At 68.7% G+C, this 20,314-nt stretch carries 19 protein-coding genes; 13 read left to right on the forward strand and 6 right to left on the reverse strand.

Annotated features, from left to right (window positions below; translation table 11 throughout):
• Positions 1-124 precede the first annotated feature (124 nt).
• Positions 125-769 carry a hypothetical protein gene (locus tag ACXJKB_RS10485; protein ID WP_457188060.1) on the forward strand — a complete coding sequence of 215 codons (645 nt, stop codon included), beginning with the start codon at positions 125-127 and terminating at the stop codon, positions 767-769.
• A 158-nt stretch (positions 770-927) separates the two neighbouring features.
• Positions 928-2,367, forward strand: coding sequence for a hypothetical protein (locus ACXJKB_RS10490; RefSeq protein ID WP_457188061.1), 1,440 nt, complete (start codon positions 928-930; stop codon positions 2,365-2,367).
• Positions 2,368-3,666: 1,299 nt separating this feature from the next.
• On the opposite strand, the gene ACXJKB_RS10495 is transcribed toward ACXJKB_RS10490, so the two are convergent.
• Positions 3,667-4,494 carry an SMODS domain-containing nucleotidyltransferase gene (locus tag ACXJKB_RS10495; protein ID WP_457188063.1) on the reverse strand — a complete coding sequence of 276 codons (828 nt, stop codon included), beginning with the start codon at positions 4,492-4,494 and terminating at the stop codon, positions 3,667-3,669.
• A 577-nt stretch (positions 4,495-5,071) separates the two neighbouring features.
• Here ACXJKB_RS10495 and ACXJKB_RS10500 point away from each other — a divergent pair.
• Positions 5,072-5,941, forward strand: coding sequence for an SMODS domain-containing nucleotidyltransferase (locus tag ACXJKB_RS10500; RefSeq protein WP_457188065.1), 870 nt, complete (start codon positions 5,072-5,074; stop codon positions 5,939-5,941).
• An 11-nt stretch (positions 5,942-5,952) separates the two neighbouring features.
• Positions 5,953-6,855 carry an S-4TM family putative pore-forming effector gene (locus ACXJKB_RS10505; protein WP_457188067.1) on the forward strand — a complete coding sequence of 301 codons (903 nt, stop codon included), beginning with the start codon at positions 5,953-5,955 and terminating at the stop codon, positions 6,853-6,855.
• A gap of 135 nt (positions 6,856-6,990) precedes the next feature.
• Here the strand turns inward: ACXJKB_RS10505 and ACXJKB_RS10510 are convergent, their stop codons facing one another.
• From ACXJKB_RS10510 to ACXJKB_RS10520, 3 genes are all read right to left on the reverse strand, one after another.
• Positions 6,991-8,214, reverse strand: coding sequence for a DUF222 domain-containing protein (locus ACXJKB_RS10510; RefSeq protein ID WP_457188069.1), 1,224 nt, complete (start codon positions 8,212-8,214; stop codon positions 6,991-6,993).
• 269 nt (positions 8,215-8,483) lie between these two features.
• Positions 8,484-10,061, reverse strand: coding sequence for an MFS transporter (locus ACXJKB_RS10515; RefSeq protein WP_457188071.1), 1,578 nt, complete (start codon positions 10,059-10,061; stop codon positions 8,484-8,486).
• Between the two features lie 114 nt (positions 10,062-10,175).
• Positions 10,176-11,366 carry a RimK family alpha-L-glutamate ligase gene (locus ACXJKB_RS10520; RefSeq protein ID WP_457188073.1) on the reverse strand — a complete coding sequence of 397 codons (1,191 nt, stop codon included), beginning with the start codon at positions 11,364-11,366 and terminating at the stop codon, positions 10,176-10,178.
• A 52-nt stretch (positions 11,367-11,418) separates the two neighbouring features.
• Here ACXJKB_RS10520 and ACXJKB_RS10525 point away from each other — a divergent pair, with 52 nt between their 5' ends.
• The 8 genes from ACXJKB_RS10525 (at position 11,419) to ACXJKB_RS10560 (ending at position 18,546) form a co-directional block, all read left to right on the forward strand.
• Positions 11,419-11,907: an ATP-dependent zinc protease family protein gene (locus ACXJKB_RS10525; protein ID WP_457188075.1), complete on the forward strand. Its 489-nt coding sequence runs from the start codon at positions 11,419-11,421 to the stop codon at positions 11,905-11,907.
• Positions 11,908-12,049: 142 nt separating this feature from the next.
• Complete coding sequence (locus ACXJKB_RS10530; RefSeq protein WP_457188077.1) at positions 12,050-13,537, forward strand: carbohydrate-binding domain-containing protein; 1,488 nt, start codon at positions 12,050-12,052, stop codon at positions 13,535-13,537.
• Between the two features lie 55 nt (positions 13,538-13,592).
• On the forward strand, positions 13,593-14,060 hold the full coding sequence (locus ACXJKB_RS10535; RefSeq protein WP_457188079.1) for a hypothetical protein: 468 nt from the start codon (positions 13,593-13,595) through the stop codon (positions 14,058-14,060).
• 111 nt (positions 14,061-14,171) lie between these two features.
• Positions 14,172-15,119: a succinylglutamate desuccinylase/aspartoacylase family protein gene (locus ACXJKB_RS10540; RefSeq protein WP_457188081.1), complete on the forward strand. Its 948-nt coding sequence runs from the start codon at positions 14,172-14,174 to the stop codon at positions 15,117-15,119.
• 20 nt (positions 15,120-15,139) lie between these two features.
• On the forward strand, positions 15,140-16,339 hold the full coding sequence (locus tag ACXJKB_RS10545; protein ID WP_457188083.1) for a cysteine desulfurase-like protein: 1,200 nt from the start codon (positions 15,140-15,142) through the stop codon (positions 16,337-16,339).
• 133 nt (positions 16,340-16,472) lie between these two features.
• Positions 16,473-17,102 (forward strand): hypothetical protein, encoded by a 630-nt coding sequence (locus ACXJKB_RS10550; RefSeq protein WP_457188085.1) that lies wholly within the window; start codon positions 16,473-16,475, stop codon positions 17,100-17,102.
• A 77-nt stretch (positions 17,103-17,179) separates the two neighbouring features.
• Positions 17,180-17,701 carry a SigE family RNA polymerase sigma factor gene (locus ACXJKB_RS10555; RefSeq protein ID WP_457188087.1) on the forward strand — a complete coding sequence of 174 codons (522 nt, stop codon included), beginning with the start codon at positions 17,180-17,182 and terminating at the stop codon, positions 17,699-17,701.
• Complete coding sequence (locus tag ACXJKB_RS10560) at positions 17,698-18,546, forward strand: hypothetical protein (RefSeq protein ID WP_457188089.1); 849 nt, start codon at positions 17,698-17,700, stop codon at positions 18,544-18,546. Before ACXJKB_RS10555 ends, ACXJKB_RS10560 begins: the two co-directional genes overlap by 4 nt.
• Before the next feature lie 6 nt (positions 18,547-18,552).
• Here ACXJKB_RS10560 and ACXJKB_RS10565 read toward each other — a convergent pair whose 3' ends face one another.
• Positions 18,553-18,795, reverse strand: a complete 243-nt coding sequence (locus tag ACXJKB_RS10565) for a hypothetical protein (protein ID WP_457188091.1) — start codon at positions 18,793-18,795, stop codon at positions 18,553-18,555.
• Between the two features lie 217 nt (positions 18,796-19,012).
• On the opposite strand from ACXJKB_RS10565, the gene ACXJKB_RS10570 reads away from it, so the two are divergent.
• Positions 19,013-20,056 (forward strand): DNA polymerase IV, encoded by a 1,044-nt coding sequence (locus ACXJKB_RS10570; protein ID WP_457188093.1) that lies wholly within the window; start codon positions 19,013-19,015, stop codon positions 20,054-20,056.
• 30 nt (positions 20,057-20,086) lie between these two features.
• Here ACXJKB_RS10570 and ACXJKB_RS10575 read toward each other — a convergent pair.
• Positions 20,087-20,314, reverse strand: a 228-nt coding sequence (locus ACXJKB_RS10575) for a transposase (protein ID WP_457188095.1), incomplete at its 5' end; no start/stop codon positions are given.

The raw sequence follows: 20,314 nt of genomic DNA on the forward strand, positions 1-20,314 counted from the left end.
CTTCAGCGGATAGGCCCACGCCGACAGGCGGCTGCGGAGTGACGCGGTTGACTTTGGCCTTTGGCTGTCGGGCACTGCTTGACCCCGTAATCTCGGGCGGACATGTGGACCTAGGGGGTCGAGGTTGAGTCAGCTTGTCGCGTACTACGACGAGAGTCCTGTTGTGCTCAAGGGACAAGTTGAGATGCTGCAGTCGCCCGTGGCGGCGGCTGCGGGCTCGCGCTCCGTGGAAGGTGCGATCCGAACATCGCTCGTCTACGTCGAGGTTGCGAGCGAGGCTGGGCCGTTCCTCGTCCCCTTTGGAGAGTACGACGAATGGTCTCTCCGTGACCGATACAACGAGGCCATTCGGATTATGAACACCCTCGGCGCCTCCGAGATCACTTGTGAGACATATGGCGAGGTCACCGTTCGGCGCTCAGCCCGCGCGAGAGTAATGGGTCGTGGCGGCGAACTGACGCAGCAGCGCATCGAGAACAGCGGGTTCGACTTCCGGCACAGTGGCGCAGGCAGCGCGCCGCGTGATCCACGGCCCTTACGCTGGCCGGACGAGCCCGGATTCGCCGCCGCAGTGAGCAGTGTTCTGGAAAACGGTGCCACTGAAGTGGTGATCAACATTCGAAGCAATCGCACCCACGCTATCGATGGCGATCTTGGAGTTGAGCTGAAAAAGGTCGGCTTTGACCTTGGCGGTCAGTCACAGCGTTCTGGAGCGACTAGCTTGCACATCCGCGCGAGCTTCCCAGCAAGCCGCAGAGGCTGGAGGTAGCGCTGCTCGTCTGCGTGCGAGCTACGCGCATACGCCGCATGGCGCCGATTCGCGGCGGAGTGACGCGGCCCTGGTCGTTGGACTTAGCTAGTCAGCGCATCGCAGTAGTCGTGCAGCCGTCGCAGAGCAGTCAGGAGGTGTTCATCTAGTCTGCCGACATGTCTGAGCCGCACCTCTTCACTTGGTTCTACCCAGAGAGCCGACGATTGTCAGTTTGGCTTCGGCAGCGCATTCTCGACCCATTGATCGTAACTCTCCGCCAGGTCTCGTCTGTGGAGGAACTGGACCTCTTCCTTCTTGCTCTGGACGATCAACTGGTTGAGGCGCGTCCAGCGAGCCTCGAGGTACTTAGCTTCGGCGACCATGTGACTGCAACCGGGGATTGGCGACCCGGACGGGAGGTTGGACAATCTCTTGGCACCGAACGATGGCTCTTTCCGGTGGAAATGGCCGGCCCACTAGAAATGCTCGCATGGTGGCCGGACGAGGTTGCCCCCTCTGTGACCCCAGTCGGCTTCAGGCGTGAGGATGAGCCGACGCGAGAGGAACTGCGCCAACTTACGCTTCCGCCGCCGTCGGCAGGCGACCCAAACCCGGTCTTTGCACAAATGACTCAGACCACGTTCCTGTTCACGCCTGCGTTCGACGCATCTCCGGGCCGCGGCATCCCACGTCTATACGTCACGCTCGACCTGACGGAAGAAGAGATCGGCGTCTACTCACAAACGGACGCAATCGCCACGGCGGTGCGACAGCGGCTTGACTACCTCAGAGAGATTTGTCGAGCCATCAACGAGCAAACGGCCAGATTCGTTGATGGCGAGACAAGAACGGTCCTCACAGAGATAGCCACCAGTGCACGGCGGCGGCTGTCGGCTCGAGCGTCGATCCGGGAGTCCCTGTCACTGGATCCTGCGTGGAAGCCGACCTTGCCTCGGCTTGAAACTGTGGCGACGGACGCGTCGACGGCAACCGGTGATGCTGCCAATCCCTCTGAGGCTACCGCCACCCTCGTTGCACCGGGAGGCCAACGCCTGACGTCAGCGTCTTTCAACGACATCCAGAACATCATCGGTGTTTGGGCCCAAGGGGTTCACGATTACCCAGGAAGTTTCGCGCAACTCACCGAGGACGATCTGAGCTGCCTGCTAACCGCCACCCTCAAGGCCACGGTGCCGGGAGCCGACCGGGAGGTCTATCACTACGGCGGAAAGACGGACATCTTGATCCGGGCTGAATCTCTCCCGGACGGGCTGAGCGGCGAGCCGGTGTTCGTATGCGAAGCAAAGAAGGGCTCTCCGGCGGTGGCCGCCTCTGCACTTGAGGATCAACTGCTCAGCAAGTACATGACCGCGCACGACACTTCGGCCGTCCTGCTCCTGTACATGACTCAACTGGAGTTCGCGCCCGCTAGAGAGCGTGCTCTCGCGGCCGTTCGCGAAGTCGACGGATACACGCCAAGAGACGATGAGGAGCAGCAGGGCGAGGTTCGCGATTGGCCAGTCCTGACGTACGTCCGCGCTGGGCGGGAAATCCGAGTTTGCATCGCAACAGTGCATCTACCGACACCCGACAGCGTCGATATGGGACAGGGCTGACGATGTCCGTCCTCGGTTCTTGGTGGCCTAGCACGCCTTCACCGAGTTGAGGAACCCATGACGCCAGCCGTCTTGGGGGTGAAAGGTGCCTTTTCATCGCAACTCACTCAACGCATGCGTTGCGGTCGGCGCAGTGGCAGTGCTTGATAGCAGGATGGGGAGTGCAGGCACTCTCGCGGCGGTAGACGCATACGTGTCTGGCGTCAGCAAGCCCCAGGCGCTACCTCTCCAGAGTCATCCGGAGGCACACATGCTCCGAACTGGGCCTAGCGGCGTAAGCGCGGCCTCATCGTGACGGGCTGGAGTTAACCAGTGGCGCACGCGAGCTGCGGAATGTCGCGATGCCCCGTTGCTCCAAGATTCGATACGCCAATCGGTGGTCCGCCGAATGCGCGCTTCGCGCCATTCAACTCGGAGGCCAAGGCCGTGGACGCAAGGTGCCGACCGGCTCGTACTGGTGCGGCGAGCGTCGATCCTGGCACCTGACCTCCGGGTCTTGCAGCCGCCCCGCTCCATGAAAGCGTGACGCCCGACCCGAGCGCCGGTGTCGCTCTGTCGAGAGCCTCACGCCTTCAGGCGGTGGTATGACGCGGTGCCTTGTCCCCGTAGCGTGCGGCCGCATCGCCCGACTCACCTGAAGTCCCCTGCTCCTGATATCCAGGAGTGCCGCGAGGTCGACGCAGTCGCCATAGACTCCAGCAGTCAGGCAAACGCGAGCGAGTTCCTCGACCGCCGGCATGCGAACGCCGTCCATCGCCTGACCCGCGATCAGGTTCAGGTGCGCCGCCGAACGACTCGGCCCCCAGCTACGATCCAGCATTTCGATGACGCTCATGGCGTGCTCATCGATCCGCCCAAGTCGCGCGCCCGACCGGACATTGCGGCGAACGAGTCCGCACAGCCCCCGCCCGCCAAGATCAACGGTCGCTCTGCGGTCTTACTGGTCCGATGGGATTCAATCAGGCGGAGGCGGCGAGCGGCTCACGCCGTGGACGCGCGCGAGAGCAACTCAGCGAAACTCACGAGCGGGTGAAAGGAAAGCGGCGAATGCATGACGCCATCGTCGTGCACCTCGAAGGGCACATGGTCGAAACCGGCACCCCGCACAGTTCGATAGCGGCCGTACCGACCCGTTCGCGCCGGGCAGTCCGGCGGGGTCGCGGCGGTCGCGCACCCTCAGGAAGGAAGTCAGGCACGAACCGCGAAGCTTGTCCGCCAGCGATTCGGAGAGGCTGACCTCGAGCCTCGACCTCGTGAGTTGCCTCTAGGACTAGCGCCGATACGCGGCGACGCTCAGCCTTAGCGACCGCGGAGATGCATCCGAATTGGATCGCGCCGGGTACGGAGCGGGCGCGACCAATTGCTTGAACGCGGTGGCCTCACTGGCCCATATAGCGCGCGAATATACTCCTCGACCTTTTCAGTAGACCGCGACCTTTCCGCGCTATCGACACGCCAAACCAGATCCCGAGCGTCGGAAACTCTGCGGATAGCCGCACGCGTGTCGATCGATGGCTCGGTAAGGGCGCTGATGACCCTACCGTCGCGCGCACTTGGATCCTGGAGCTCACTTAGGCCTTGCCTCGCGATGGCGTCCATAACCGCGGCAAGTTGATCGAGTAGTGGAAGTGCCTGCTGAGAAAAGTAGATTTGTGCAGTAAACATTTCGACGTAGAGCGATGAAAGCTCGGGCAGGTGGCGAACCTTCCAAGCTTTAACGAGCCGAATGATATCTCGCACGCTGTAGTCAGATTCGGCCGCGCGGTCAAGATACGAAATGTGAGCTAAGGGATTTGTGTGGATCCAAACGCTTGAGGACCGGCCGGGTATTAGGTAGTCMCTGCTATCTCCCTGAATAAATGCAGGAACAAGATCGATGTTGAGCCGAGTGTACGGATCCACAATGCATACGGCTGGCGAATCGACGTGCAGCACCGTAGAACTACTGACCGTAGTCGCCAGTTCGCCATACAATCGTTCGAGCACTACGCGAGGTTCGTCGGGCGGGCAATCGGGCAAGAGTAGGAAGTAATCGCGGTCACTGACTCCTCGCAGCGAGGTTCCATGTGACCATGAGCCAGTCAGTAGTACCCGTTCAGGTTTTAGTGACGATCGGATATTGGACATGACCTCCTGGCGCCATCTGAATTCTGGCGAAAAGCGACTTGGCTCCCTGCACAGGGTCGAGTAGATGATGTGCCACAGCAAGCGCGTCGAGTGTTCATATGGAACGTAGGCCGCCAATTTTCCGAACCTTCATCCGTAGCTCATAAGCAGACTATTCAATCCGAATGGACTTGAACTTCCGCCACGAACTGTATCGACTCCCGCCACTCTCAGAGCGGGTTTGGACCAGTTCCTCCAGCTAGATTCCGCGCTCTCCCAAGCCCTGACTCTCGCGTCCACCGCCCAGTCCCGGGTCACAGCCTCAGTGCATTGATGCCTCCAGTTTCCGTGCTGTTGTCATCACGAGTTCGTTGACTCGGGGCATGTCGTCGTAGCGGTCCGGGACGAAGCTGCTGTGTTCCACCATGTAGCGCAAGGGGCTCGCCGAGGTCACGAGTGTGTCCAACTGGTACTCGACGCGACCCGGCTCGGCAACGGGTCGGCGGCCAACGGTGAGACGTCCAGGCCGTCACCGGGTGTCGGCGTGCGGCCGTAGGGTGATCGGCGAACATCAGGGAGCGACGCAGACGGGGGTTTCGTGACAGCGCTCTGGGAAGGCTTCGACCACTATCTGGCCCTGCGTGCTCCGACGGAGTCACAGAAGGCCGAGGTTCGCCGCTACCGCGAGCGGGTGCGAGGAATCATCGACGAGCACCACCGGCTCATGGGCTTCTTTCAGAGCGGGTCGTTTCAGCACGGCACGGCCGTGATGCCGCACAGCGACGTCGATTACGTCGCCCGCATCCACTATGAGGACCGCCCAGGTTCCTCAAACACCATCCTCAACAACCTCCGCGACCTGCTCAACGACGAACTGTGGGAGGCGACGGTGACCGTGAGCCGCCCGACCGTCACGCTCAACTTTCCGGGACTCCTCCCGTACTACGAAATCACCCCCGCTTACCTCGAACGAGGCACCACCGACGAGAACCGTGTCCTCCTCATCCCAGGGTCGGGCGGTGGCTGGCGGGAAGCGGCTCCGCAGGCACACAACAAGACCGTTGCCGATCTCGACCGCAAGCACAGCGGCGATGTTCGCGAGACCGCCCGTCTGCTCAAGTCGTGGCGGTACGAGCACGCCGTCTCGATCTCCTCGTTCTACCTGGAGATGCGCGCCGCCGAGTACGGCAAGAACAACGACAGCATCTACCCCTTCACAGCGATCCGGTCCATCGTCACAACGCTGGTGAACCAAGGACTGCCCGCCATGAACGACCCGGCCCGGCTGGTGTCGCGGATTAGCGCCTGCTCCAGCGACTGGGCCCGCTCGTCGGCACTGGCCGACCTGCGGAAGTTCAAGAAGAACATCGACGCCGCGCACGCCGCGTGGCTGGCCAACGAGCGATACGAGATGAACCAGGCGTTGCAGGCCATCTGGGGCAACGACTTTCCGTACTGCGACACGTAGGCTCCCGCTCGATGAGCGACAGCACCCCGCGCACGGTCGCGTCCGTGCAGAACACCGAGCGCGCCCAGCGCCTCCTTGCAGCACAATCCCGTCTCTACACCGACGCCAAGCAACTCCACGACGCCCGCGTCCTCACAGTCGTTGCGCTGGCCGTTATCACCGTGGCGGTGGCCCTCGCGATCCCCGAGGCGCGGGTCGTCGGCGGCGCCCTCGGCGGGACGGCCACCTTCCTGTGGTCTGTTCTCGGCGGCGGGAGTGAGAAGCGGCGCCGAAAACAGGCGGCCTTCATGCAAGAAGAGTTCGACACCTACGTGTTCGACATGCCCTGGAACGCGATTGCGGCTGAGCACCCCTCGCCGACACTCGTTGCCGACGCGGCCGACCGTTATCGAGGCAATCGGACTAGGGACTGGTACCCCGACACCGGAACGGTCGCTCGCCCCCTCGACGTCCTCATCTGCCAACGCAGCAACCTCGGCTGGGGCGCCTCGATCCACCGCTTTTACGCCAGCATTCTCATCGGCGTTCTCGTCGCCCTCGTCCTCGCCGGGGTCGCCGTTGCGCTACTCGGAAGCCTCACCGTCGCCGACGCCCTAATCGCACTCGTCCTGCCACTGCTTGGCCCCGCACGTGAACTCATCGAGATGATCCGTAACAACCGCGAAAGCAGCGAGACTAAGGCGAAGGTTGAAACGAGGGTCCACGGCCTCTGGGAGAGGGCACTTCAGCGCCATGGCGAGATCACGATCACTGACTGCCGGGCGGTACAAGACCAAATCCTGAACATCCGCCAGACCAACGCACACGTCCCGGACTGGCTCGACAATCTTCGACGGAACCGTAGTGAAATCCTCATGCAGCAGAGTGCAGAGCACCTCATTGAGGAAGCCGAGCGTTGCGGCAAGACCCGCTGAGCCCCTCACGGCCCGTGCCGCAGTCGATAAGGACTCGCCGCGTGCGCATCAATGACGTGCGCGTCATTCTGGGCGGTTCGCAGCGCCACTGACACACGCCCAATCTGGGCGCTCTTTGGCATCCCCCTCGCCGGCCTACGTCCGCCTGGCGAAGGTGACCTTGTTGTCGGCGTGGACGGTCATCGCGTAGCGGGAGTCGTGGGCCAGGCGGTGGTGGCGGGGGCAGAGGAGCCGGCCGTTGGTGAGGTCGGTGAGGCCGAGGCGCGACCAGGGGTCGTCGTGGTGGGCGTGGCAGCCGGATGCGCTGGTCTCGCAGCCCTTCGCGGTGCACCCACCGTCGCGCAGGCCGAGGGCGATGCGCTGGGCCTTGTTGTAGAGCCGGGCGGTCCGTCCTAGGTCGAGCGGCTGGGAGTCCGTCCCGAGCACGGCCGGGATGATCCCGGCCTCGCACGCCAGTCGCCGTGCTTGGCCCGCGGTCATGCGCGAACCGTCGTCGAGCAACGCGGTGGCGTGCTCGGCCATCAGCTGCTCGAGGGTCATGGTCACCACGATCGTGGCGTTGACGCCTGCGGTCTGCGGGGTGGCGTCGACCGGGTAGCGCTCGACGTACTCGACGAACGCCTCGCCGAGCCGCCGCCGCGGGGGCTTCCAGGCGCCAGACTCGTCGCGAAGGTCGGCCTCGGTGTGGCGGGCCGGGTTGGCGAGCGCGAGGAGGTGGCGCTTGAGCATCGCGCCCACGTGGGACGGCACGGTGAACCTGCCGTGGCAGCGCCCCTCGCCGTCGTCGACCAGCGTGAGCTCGACACCGGCAGCAGCCCGAGCCTCCTCGCCCGCGAGCACGGACTCCTCGTGGCACTCCCCCACCTCGGGGGCCACCACGTCCAGGATGCGCTTGCCGATCTGCCGCAGGTCGCGGGCGTCGTGCCGTGCGGCCAGCTCCAGCAGGGTGGTCTCGGCGAGCCCGCGAACGTCAAGGTCGACGTGCGGCGGAAGAGCGTCGACCGCCTCGACGATGACTCGTGCCTGCTCCGTGCGGAGCACACCCGACGTCAGGGCCGTAGCCACGCCGTCGTGCTGCTCGAGCGCCCGGCCGAGTGCCAGGTCGCGACGAGCCTCACGTCGGGTCGTCCGCGTCTGCACCGCGAGCCACGCCGCGGCGTCGCGCAGCCCGTGCTGCTCGCCCACGTCGTCGGAGGCGGCGAGCACCGTCGCGGTCAGTGCGTCGAGCTGTGAGCGGGCCTCGGTCAGCGCCACCAGCGCCGACTGCTTCTCCCCCACCGACATGAAGGCCGGCTCGACCGACGCGACGCCCTTCAAGGCGGTCTGGACGTCGGTGGCACACCCGATGATGGGATGCACTCAGGCCACCTCCTCGCACGCGCTCACTGGACACCGCCCGGGTCCGGGGCGGAGCGGTGAGGCATGACTGGTGGCACCGTTGCCAGGGCGTCACCCGAGAGCCGTACGGCATCCCGTCAGCACCAAGACGGGTTCTATGGGTGACTGTCCTGGTCCCCAGATCCCCGTCACCTCAGACGAGGGATCCTTTCCGGACCAGCGTGCTACCCACATCGTACGCCTGTTCGAATAGCACCGCAACTGTCTTTTCGCGCCGGTTGCGCGAGGTCTCACCCAAGGCCCACCTCGTCGGTCGCCGAGGTCGCAGGATCGGGCAGCCGCATCATCCGGAACGCGACAACGACCCCCACCAGGGAGGCGAGGAGCGCCACGAGGAGCGCGACCTGGAGCGCGAGGTCCCGGGCGTCGTCGTTGATGGCGAGGACCTCGTCCTGGATGTTCTCGGGCTGGCCGGCGAGGAGCTCCTCGAGCTGCGCGTCGCTCATCACCTGCGCGTCGTCCTCCAGGACCGTCGCTACGCGCTCCTGGTCGGCCGGCGGCAGGACGCTGCTCGACTCCGCCATGTTCGTGAAGGAGGTCGACAGGGTGGCGAGCATGATCGCGCCGGCGAAGGCGAGACCGAACGACAGGCCGAACGACCCGGTCGCTGACGTGACGCCTGCAGCCTCGCCGACCCGGTCCTCCGAGAGCGGGGCGAGCGCGTAGTTGTTGAGCTGGGAGGCGAGGAGCCCGAGGCCGGCGCCCGCGAGGATGAGCGGGATCGCCAGGTGCCACCCGGAGTCCGCCCGGGGCACCAGGAGGATGAGGCCGGCGATCGCCGCGGCGAGCAGGATGAAGCCCGCGCGGATGATGCTGCTCGCCCTCCGCTGCCCAGCCCTCCGCCCGGCGAGCAGTGCGACGCCGAACATCGTGAGCGACAGCGGCGCGAGCGTGATGCCCGCCTGGAGCGCGTTGTAGCCCCAGACGAGCTGCAAGAAGATCGGCAGCGCGATGAGCATCCCGCCCAGCGCGACCTGTTGCAGGAAGATCTGGGTCACGCCGGTGCTGAACAGCTTGGACGAGAAGAGGCCCGGGTCGATCAGCGCGGGCTTGCCGTCGCGCTTGCGGTGGATGAGCCAGGACACCAGACCGGCCATCGCGATGACCCCGATCGCGAGGAGGAGCACGACGGACTCGGCGCCCTCCTGCCACGCGAGGACGCCCAGCACGAGGCCGCCCATGCCGATCACGGAGAGGAACGCCCCGGGGACGTCGACCGACCGGTCGCCGGCGTACGGCACGTCCCGGATGCCGCGGCTCCCCAGGAGCACGGCTCCGATGATGAGCGCCTCCAGCAGGAAGCCGACGCGCCAGGACAGGAGCGTCGTGACGAAGCCCCCGACGAGGGGACCGATCGCGGCGGCGATCGCCCCCGACGCACCAACCAGGGCGAACACCTTGGCCCGGGTCTTCCCCTCGAAGTTCCCGTGGATCAGCGACTGCATCGCCGGGAGGTAGAGGGACGCGCCGAGCCCGCCGAGGACGGCCCAGAAGACGATGATCGCCGTCAGGCCCTGCGCGAACACCATCGCGATCGCCCCGACGGCGTAGAAGAGCATGCCGAGGACGAACGCACGCTTCCGCCCGAACAGGTCACCGATCTTGCTGCTGATGAGGATGAACGCAGCGGACACGAGCGCCTCGATCGCCACGGCTGACTGGACGCCGCTCACGGTCGTGTCGAGGTCCTCCACGACGGCCGAGATCGACACGTTCATGAACGACGTGTCGATGACGAAGACGAACATCGCCGCCGCCAGGAGGATGCCCTGGCGCGGCGTGCCGCCGGAGTCTTCCGCAGGAGCCATGCGAATCACCACGCCATCGGTGCCGTGGCGACGGCCGAGCATCGCCGGGGGTCAGTCGACCCATCGTGGAGCGCGCAGGCGCTCCCGGCTTCACCCGCAGCGAAGGACCGTGGGCTACGAGCTCTCGGGCGGCAGGTGCTTCTTCATCAGTCGCCGGACGCGCTTCTGCTTGCGGTCGGGGATCATCGAGCGCATCTCCTCGAGCTTGCCGAAGCAGAGGAGGCGGTCCTCGCCCTCGAGCACGGTCTTGTTGCGCGGGTTGGGGATGACCTGGGGTCCGCGGTGCAGCGTCAGGACGGTGATGTCGCGCTCGTCGAGGCCCGAGTCGCCGAGCTTCTTGCCGACCATGTCGGAGCCGGCGTGCACGACGATCTCGGCCACGCCGTAGCCGGTCGAGACGGTCAGCCGCTGGCGTACGTCGATGTCGGGGAAGGCCACCTGGTTGGCCATGTAGTCGACGATCGCGCCGGCGACGTCGAGCTTGGTCGCGCGCTCGATGCCCTCGAGCCCGGGCGAGGAGTTGACCTCCATGACCTGCGGGCCGCGACGGCCCTCGAGCATGTCGACACCGGCGACGCGCAGGCCCATGATCTGCGCGGACCGGACGGCCACCCGCTCGAACTCCTCGTCGAGCTCGACCGGCTCGACGCTGCCGCCGCGGTGCACGTTCGAGCGGAACTCGTCGCCCTGGGCGACCCGCCGCATCGCCGCGACGACGCGGTCCCCGACGACGAGGGCGCGGATGTCGCGGCCCTTGCTCTCCTTGACGAAGCGCTGGATCAGGACGTTCTGCCGGGTGCTCTGCAGCGTCTCGATGATCGCCTCGGCCACCTTGATGGTCGGGGCCAGGATCACGCCGATGCCCTGCGTGCCCTCCAGCAGCTTGATCACGACCGGCGCCCCGCCGACGCGCTCGATCGCCGGGATCACGTCGGCCCGGTCCTGCACGAAGGTCGTGGCCGGCATCGGGATCTTGTGGCGCGACAGGATCTGCGTGGCGCGCAGCTTGTCGCGGCTGTTGGCGATGCCGTAGCTCGTGTTGGGCGTGTAGACGTCCATCTGCTCGAACTGGCGCACGACGGCGGTGCCGAAGTAGGTGATCGAGTTGCCGATGCGGGGCAGCACGGCGTCGTACGTCGACAGCTGCTTGCCGCGGAACAGCAGGTCGGGCTCGTCGCCGGTGAGGTCGATGCCGAAGCGCAGGGTGTTGAGCACCTTCACGTCGTGGCCGCGGTCCAGGGCGGCGGTGCGGAGCCGCTGCGTGCTGTAGGACCGCGGGGCCCGGGACAGGATGGCGAGCTTCATGGGACGTCATCCAACCACCTGCCCGGAGGCCGCCACCTGCCAAGATGGCCGCGTGGACCCCGCCCCCCAGCCGACCGAACCCGAGAAGGTCGTCGTCGGCTGGCGCGAGTGGGTGGCGCTGCCCCAGGCCGACGTGCCGTGGGTGAAGGCGAAGATCGACACGGGCGCGCGGTCGTCGTCGATCCACGCCTTCGACCTCGAGGTGTTCGAGGAGGACGGCCACGAGCGGGTGCGCTTCTCCATCCACCCGTGGCAGCGCTCCGACGAGGACCACGTCGAGCTCAGCCTGCCGGTGCTCGACATGCGCGAGGTGCGCTCCAGCAACGGCCAGGTCGAGAAGAGGTACGCCGTCTCGCTCGACGTCAGGCTCGCCGGCCGCACCATCACGACCGTGATGACGCTCAGCAACCGTGACGAGATGGGCTTCCGGATGCTGATCGGGCGCGAGGCGCTCGAGCGCGGGTTCCTCGTCGACTCGTCGCTGTCGTACGCCGGTGGCAAGCCACGCCGCGCCGTGCGCCGCAAGAACTGGGGCAGGTAGCCACACCCCTTCGCGGGTCCCGACGCCGGCGTCACTTCACAGCCGACGCACAAGGTGGGCCCACGGCCTCGACAGGTGGGGCGTCCAGCATCGACGCCACGAGCCGCTGAGAGCGGCACCACCGACCGAAAGGCCGCACCCCATGCGACTCATCCCCCTCCGTCAGGCCGTGGCCGGGACCCTGGCCGCCGTCCTCCTCGCGGGGTGCAGCGCGTCCGTGGCAGGCACCTCCAGCTCGTCGAGCAGCCCGAGCAGGTCGGCCGCCGCCACCGTCTCCGGCACCACCGTGGAGGACGTGCTCGACGGCAACGTCGAGGTCGAGACCGGCGACACCTCCTACGGCGAGGCAGACGCCACGGCGATCACGCTGTCCGGCTCGGGCGCCGACTCCGACAGCGACGCGGTCACCGTCGAGGACGGCACCGTCACCATCGCGGCCGCCGGCACCTACGTCCTGAGCGGTGAGCTGACCGGGCAGGTGGTCGTCGACGCCGGCGACGGCGTCGTCCGCCTCGTGCTCGACGACGCGACGGTCACCTCCGAGACGACCGCCGCGATCGACGTCGTCGACGCCCAGTCGGTCGTGGTCGTCCTCGCCGACGGCAGCACCAACGCCCTCGCCGACGCGGCGACGTACGCCGACACGTCGGAGGACGCACCCACCGGCACCCTCTACTCGACGGCCGACCTGACCATCGGCGGCACCGGTTCGCTGACGGTCACCGGCAACAGCAACAACGGCATCGTCGGCAAGGACGGCCTGGTCATCACCGGCGGCACCATCGACGTGACGTCCGTCGACGACGGCATCCTCGGCAAGGACTACCTCGTCCTCACCGACGGCACCGTCACCGTCGACGCCGTCGGTGACACCTTCAAGGCCGACAACACCGAGGACGCCGGCTCCGGCTTCGTGCTGATCGAGGGCGGCGCGCTCACCGTCACCTCGCAGGACGACGGCATCAAGGGCGTGCAGGTCCTCATCGGCGGCGGCACGGTCGAGGTTGCCGGCTCCGACGAGGCGCTCGAGGGTTCGCTGATCGTCATCGACGACGGCGACGTCGAGCTCCACGCCGCCGACGACGGCGTCAACGCCGCCTCCTCGGACGACAGCGCCTCGATGGACGGGCAGCCCGGCGGCGCGATGGCGGCCGACGACTCGCTGGCCCTGTACGTCAACGGCGGCACGCTCGAGGTGTGGGCCAGCGGCGACGGCCTCGACTCCAACGGCAGCGCCACGATCACCGGCGGCGAGATCACCGTCTACGGCCCGACCACCGACGGCAACGGCGCGCTCGACGTCAACGGCACCTTCGACGTCAGCGGCGGCACCCTCATCGCCACCGGCAGCGCCGGGATGATGGTCGCCCCGTCCACCGACTCCGCCCAGGGGTGGATCGCCACGGCCCTCGGCACCACCGCTGCGGCCGGCTCGGAGGTCGTCATCACCGACGCCGACGGCGCCGAGGTGGCGGCGTACACGATCGCGAAGGACTTCGCCTCCGTCGTCTTCTCGTCCGCCGACATCACGTCCGGCGAGACCTACACGATCACCGTCGACGGCACCGCGACGACCGTCACCGCGGGCGAGGCGCCCGCGGGCGGGCACGGCGGCCCGATGGGCGGCTGACGTCCGGTCCCCACGCACCCGATCCACTCCCACCACGTCACACGAAGGAACCCAGATGAACGACAGCCAGCTCCCGCCCGCCCCCGCCACCCCGCCGGCCGAGCCCGCGCCGTACACGCAACCCGCTCCCGCCGGCCGCACCTGGCGCGACCGCCTCCCCCGCCGGCTCCCCTCGGGCCGCAGGGCGGTCGCCGCGGGCGCCGTCGTCGCGGGCCTCGCGATCGGCGGTGCCGGCTTCGGGGCCGGGTACGCCGTCGGCGACGACGGCTCGGCCGACACCGCCACCACGCAGACCGGCACCGACTGGGACCGCGGCCAGCCCGGCGACGGCCGCGGCCCGATGGGCGACCTGGAGGGTCAGGTGCCCGGCGGCGGGATGGGCGGCCCTCCCGGTGACCTGACGCAGGGTGAGGGCGGAACGACCGACCAGGCGCCCGACTTCGACGGCGACGGGCAGCCCGACACGGACGACGACAGCGGGTCGACGTCCGACTCCGCGACCGACTCGGCACTGAACAGCTGACCCCATGATCCGCTCGCCCCGACCCCTCCTGCCCCCGGGAGGCGGTCGGGGGCGGGCCTGTGCGCGCACTACCCTGAGCGTCGTGACCGCTGCCGACCGGAGAGCCGCCTGATGGCGCGGGAGTCCTTTGCCATCGGCGGCGTGCGGATCCGCTCCGGCACGGTTCGCGCGCTCGAGCTGCCGATCACCCGGCTCGTCACCGGCGCCGACGTCACCCTCCCGGTGCGCGTGGTGCACGGACGCGAGGACGGGCCCCGCATCTGGATCGACGCCGCGATCCACGGCGACGAGGTGGCCGGCGTCGAGGTCGTCCGCCAGGTGATGGCGGGCCTCGACCCCAAGACGTTCCGCGGCACCCTTGTCGCGGTGCCGATCGTCAACGTCCTCGGCTTCATGACCGGCGACCGCTACCTCCCCGACCGCCGCGACCTCAACCGCTCCTTCCCCGGCTCGCCGCGCGGGTCGCTCGCGAGCCGGATCGCCCACCTCTTCATGCGCGAGATCGTCGCCGGCTGCGAGGTGGGCATCGACCTGCACACCGGCTCCGACCGGCGCAGCAACCTCCCGCAGGTGCGCGCCGACCTCGACGACCCCCGCACCCGCGAGCTGGCCGCCGCCTTCGGCGCACCGGTGATGCTCCACGCAGGGATCCGCGACGGGTCGCTGCGCCACGCCGCCGGCGAGCACGGGGCGAAGGTGCTGCTCTACGAGGCGGGCGAGCCGCTGCGGTTCGACGACTACGCCGTCTCGGCCGGCGTGATCGGCGTACGCCGCGTGCTGGCCGCGCTCGGCATGACCGAACCGGTCGACGAGCCCCCCGTCGAGCCGAGCCTGGAGTGCCGCTCCAGCGGCTGGGTCCGCGCCCGCCGCACGGGCATCCTGCACCTCGACGCGCACCTGGGCCAGAAGGTCAGCGACGGGGAGCGGCTCGGCACCCTCTTCGACTCCTTCGGCAAGACGCTGCGCGCGGTCTACTCCAACCGCGACGGCATCGTGATCGGCCGGACCGAGGCCCCGCTGGTCAACTCCGGTGACGCCGTGGTGCACATCGCGTCCTGAGCGTCTGGTTGAGTGCGGGGGTGTCCGCCTTCGACGTCGCCGCCTTCCGTGCCGGGTTCCCCTCGCTCGACTCGGGCATCGCCCACTTCGACAACCCCGGCGGGACCCAGACCCCGCGGGTGGTCGGCGATGCGATCGTCCACACGCTGACGGGTCCGCTGTCCCAGCGCGGCTCGGCCTTGGTCAGCCAGCGCAACGCCGAGGACGCGGTGGCCGGCTACCGCTCCGCCGTGGCCGACCTCGTCGGCGGTGACCCGGGCGGCGTGGTCCACGGCCGCAGCGCCACCGCACTGACGTACGACGTCTCGCGCACGCTGGCGCGCACGTGGTCGCCCGGCGACGAGATCGTCCTCTGCGAGCTCGACCACGACTCCAACGTGCGTCCGTGGATCCAGGCCGCCGAGCGGGCCGGCGTGACGGTGCGGTGGCTGCGCCTCGACCCGGCGACCGCAGAGCTCGACCTGTCCTCGCTCGACGAGATCACCTCGCGGACCCGCCTCGTGGCGCTCACCGCGGCCTCCAACCTCCTCGGCACCCGTCCCCCCGTCGCGACCGTCGCCGCGCGGGCGCACGAGGTCGGCGCGCTCGTCCACGTCGACGCGGTGCACCACACCGCGCACGCCGCACCCGACATCACCGCGATGGGCGCGGACTTCCTGGTGTGCTCGGCCTACAAGTTCTTCGGCCCGCACTGTGGGTCGCTGGTCGCGGACCCGGCCCTGCTCGAGACGCTGCGGCCCGACAAGCTGCTCCCCTCGACCGACGTGGTGCCCGAGCGGTTCGAGCTCGGCACGCTGCCGTACGAGCTGCTGGCCGGCGTCACCGCCGCGATCGACCTGATCGCCTCCGTCGGGTCGGGCGACACGCGGCGCTCGCAGCTGGTCTCGGCGGCCGCGCTGATCGCCGAGCACGAGCTGCGGCTACGGACCCGGATCGAGGAGGGGCTGGCGTCCCTGGGCGACCGGCTCACCCTCCACTCCCGGGCGGCCGACCGCACCTCGACGCTCTTCCTCACCCTGCGCGACCGCTCGCCGCTCGACGTCTTCGAGCACCTCGCCAAGCGCGACGTGCTCGTGCCCGCCGGCACGTTCTACGCGCACGAGACCTTCCGCGCCCTCGGCCTCTCCGTCGACTCGGGGCTCCGGATCGGGCTGGCCGCCTACAACGACGACTCGGACGTCGACCGGCTGCTCGAGGGGCTCGCGGAGGCTCTCGGCTGACCCGCACCCGCGTCCTGGTCGCCGCGTCGACCGAACCGACCAGCGCGCTCGCAGCGTTTCAGAGGTCGGGAACGGTTCCCGATGACGAGGCCCGGAAGAGGGTGGCGAGATGCGAACGCTGACGCGTCCCAGGATGCAGATCGGATGGAAGACCTGGCTCGGGATCGGGCTCGCCGGGCCGTTGGTCGCGGGGGTGGCGATGATGCCCTCCAACGCCTCCGACGTGGACGATCTTGCCCAGCACGATCAGGCCCAGCACGACGGCGACCACGACCACGCGGCGATGACCGCGGGCCTGCAGGACGACCTGGCCCGGGTCCGCAGGGCCACCGCGAGGTACCACCGGGTGGAGGCTGCCGAGGCGGCCGGCTACCGGCTCGGGTGGGTCAACGGCGCGGGCAGGCTGATCGTCAACACCTGCATCGCCCGCCCGGCTGCCGCTGGCGGCGGCGCGATGGGGTTCCACTACTTCAACGCGGACCTGATGGCCACCGACGAGGTCGACGTCCTCCGACCTGAGGTCCTGGTCTACGCACCGGACGACGACGGTCGCCTGCACCTGGCCGCCGTCGAGTGGGTGGCCCGGAGCGCCACCTCCAACCCTCCCGGGGTCTCGACCGCCCCGTCGGTGCTCGGGATGCCGATGCACATCATCGCTCCCGCACCGGCCGGGCCGGCGTTCTACCTGACCCACGCATGGATCTGGAGGGAGAACCCGGCCGGGATGTTCGCCGACTGGAATCCGGACGTGAGCTGCGACTGATCCCTCTGGCGCCGACGAACCGGATCGCAGGACCATCGCGTTGAGGGTTTGATACCCACGACGCGAGGGGGTGACCCATGGGCCTCGACCGGGACCTCGACCAGGACTTCGCCGAGTTCGTCGGCGCCCGCTGGACCTCGCTCTACCGACTGGCCTACCTGCTGGCGGCCTCGCCCGCGGGCGCGGAGGACCTGTTGCAGACCACCTTGGAGAAGGCGTACATGGGCTGGGGGCGGATCAGCGCCATGGAATACCCGGAGGCCTACGTGCGCCGCATGATCACCACGACCCTGGTGTCCAGCCGCCGTCGGGCCTGGAACCGGGAGCGCCCCACCGAGCACCTCCCCGAGACCGGCGCCGACTCCGGTGAGCTCGGCACCCTCGACAGGTCCCTCCTCTGGCCGCTGGTCTGCGCGCTCCCGGAGCGGCAGCGTGCGGTGATCGTGCTCCGCTACTACGAGGACATGTCGGAGGCGCAGATCGCGCAGACGATGGGCTGCGCGGCAGGCACGGTGAAGTCGCAGTCCTCGGCAGCCATGGCAGCGCTGCGCCGGGCGCTAGTGGCGTCGGGCGTCGTCCAGGAAGTGGGTGGGGCATGAGCCTCGACGAGGAGCTGCGCACGACCCTCGGCCTCGAGGCCGAGCTGCACACCGTGCCCCCGCCCGACGTGGTCCGCCTGATCCAGGGGGGCCGGGCCCGGCGGCGGCGCCGGACGCTCGTACGCGCCGCGGTGGCCGTTGCGGCGACCGTGGCCGTCGGAGCAGCGACCCTGGGCTACGTGACACTCGATCAGCGAGCGGGGGGTGAGGTGGTGTCGCCTCCGAGCCCCACCCCCCGGCCAGATCTCGAGACCTACTCGGACGACGGTCGCGCCACGCTGGAGCCCGGCACCTACCAGATGCTCGCCGGGCTCCGACCGGACGGTACGCCGGTCGATGTCGACGTCACCGTCGACGGGCCCAACTGGAAGCACGGCGACTTCCCGCTGTTGTCCGACGGGTCCGGCTCGGCACACGCAGGCTTCGGCATCTACCAGGCATTCTCGCTGGCGTCGGGCGACGGCTGCGTGACCGGCCCGACCGTCGCGGCGTCCTCCCCCGCGCCGACGGCCCTGGCCGCCCAGCTCGCCGGGCTCCCGCGCAGCACCGTCCTGAGCCCTCCCCGACCAGCGCAGGTTCTGGGCCGCGGCGCCGTCCACCTGCGACTGCGCATCCGCGTCGCGTGTCCCAGCTACTACCGCGTCGCAAACACCGCCGGTGGGAACCGCGGCATCACCTACGCCCCCAACGGGCTGCCGGACGATGTCGTCATCGACTTCTGGGTGCTCCGCGCCAGCGGCGTCGTGCTCGTGGTGGACGAGTGGCACGACGTCGACGCGCCGGCGGACCTGCGGGAACGGGCCCAGGAAGCGCGGGAGTCGATCAGGTTCGTCGCGGACGGCTGAGGTGGCTCAGTCCTGGCGACCGCCGTCGACCTGCTCGGCGACCTCCTCCGACCCCGCACCCTCCTCGTGGGCGCTGGAGTCGAGCTCGTCGGTGTCGACCATGTCGCCGACGGTGGCGTTGCCCGCGGGCTCGGCATCGAGCGCGCGCTGCCGGTCGGCGTCGCTGACCCGCTTGCCGGCACCGGGGAAGACGGACTTCTCGGGGTGCTCGGCGTAGGGGTCGGGCCCGGCCTGCTCGTCGCTCGTCATGGCTTCGACCGTACGCCGACGGCGTACCGCGGCACCCCTCCCTGAGGGTGGCGGCAGATCGCAGCTCCAAGGTGCGGGTCCGCGCGATGTGCCGCCACCCCCACCAGGACCCTCGCGAAGGTGGCGGCAGATCGCGGCCCGACCCCGCCGTTGCCTGCAAGGTGCCGCCACCCCCGAGCGGCGCACCGGTGTCGGTGCGCCCCGCCAGAATGGGCGGATGCCGCAGCACTGGGTGCTCCACGTCGACATGGACCAGTTCCTCGTCGCCGTCGAGCTGCTGCGCCGCCCAGAGCTGGTCGGGCTGCCGGTGGTGGTCGGCGGGCGGGGCGACCCGACCGAGCGGGCAGTGGTGTCGACCGCGTCCTACGAGGCCCGCGCGCACGGCGTCCGCAGCGGGCTGGCGCTCAAGCTGGCCAAGCGGCGCTCGCCCGACGCGGTGTTCCTGCCGGTCGACTTCCCGGTCTACGAGGCGGCGTCGGCGCGGGTGATGGAGACGCTGCGCGCGACACCGGGGGCCGTGGTCGAGGTGCTCGGGTGGGACGAGGCGTTCGTGGGGGTGGAGACCGACGACCCGGTCGCCACCGCGCGGCAGGTGCAGGCGGCGGTGCTCGAGGCGACCGGGCTCCACTGCTCGGTCGGCATCGGCGACACGCTGGTCCGGGCCAAGATCGCGACCGACTTCGGCAAGCCGCAGGGCGTCTTCGAGCTCACCCGCGACAACTGGATGGAGGTCATGGGCGAACGGCCGACGACTGCGCTGTGGGGCGTCGGGAAGAAGATCGCCGGACGTCTCGAGCAGATCGGGATCCGCACCGTGGCCGACCTCGCGGGCACCGACGACGAGCCGCTCGTCGCCGCGTTCGGGCCGACCAACGGACCCCACCTCGGACGGCTCGGTCGCGGCGGCGGCCGCTCGCGTCCCGACGACACCCCGTGGGTGGCGCGCGCCCACGGCCGGGAGACGACCTACCAGGCCGACCTGCTCACGCCAGACGACGTACGCACCGCGCTGCGGGAGCTCGCCACGCGGGTCGTCGACGACGTCCGCAAGGAGGAGCGGGCGGTGCAGCGGGTGCACCTCAAGATCCGCTTCGCGCCGTTCTTCACCTTCACCCGCATCCGCAAGCTCCCTGAGGCGACGTACGACGTCGAGGTGATCGCGCGGACGGCCTTCGAGCTCTACCTCGCGCTCGCCGACGACCGGCCGGTGCGGCTGCTCGGGGTGCGCGGCGAGATGGTCCCGCCCGAGGGCGGTTACTGACCGGAGCGCGGAGTCCTGAGGTCGGCAGATTCAGGGAGTCGTTGCAACGCGGTTGAGATCTTCTTGGATCAACGTAGTCAGGCGTTCGCGGGGTGTGTAGTAGCCCAGGCGTTTGCGGGGACGGTCGTTGAGCTCGTCAGCGATGGTCTGCAGGTCGGTGGCGCTGTGGACCGATAGGTCGGTGCCTTTGGGGAGGTACTCGCGCAAGAGCCCGTTGATGTTCTCGTTGCTGCCGCGCTGCCAGGGCTTGTAGGGGTC

The organism is Nocardioides sp. P5_E3, from assembly GCF_054049275.1.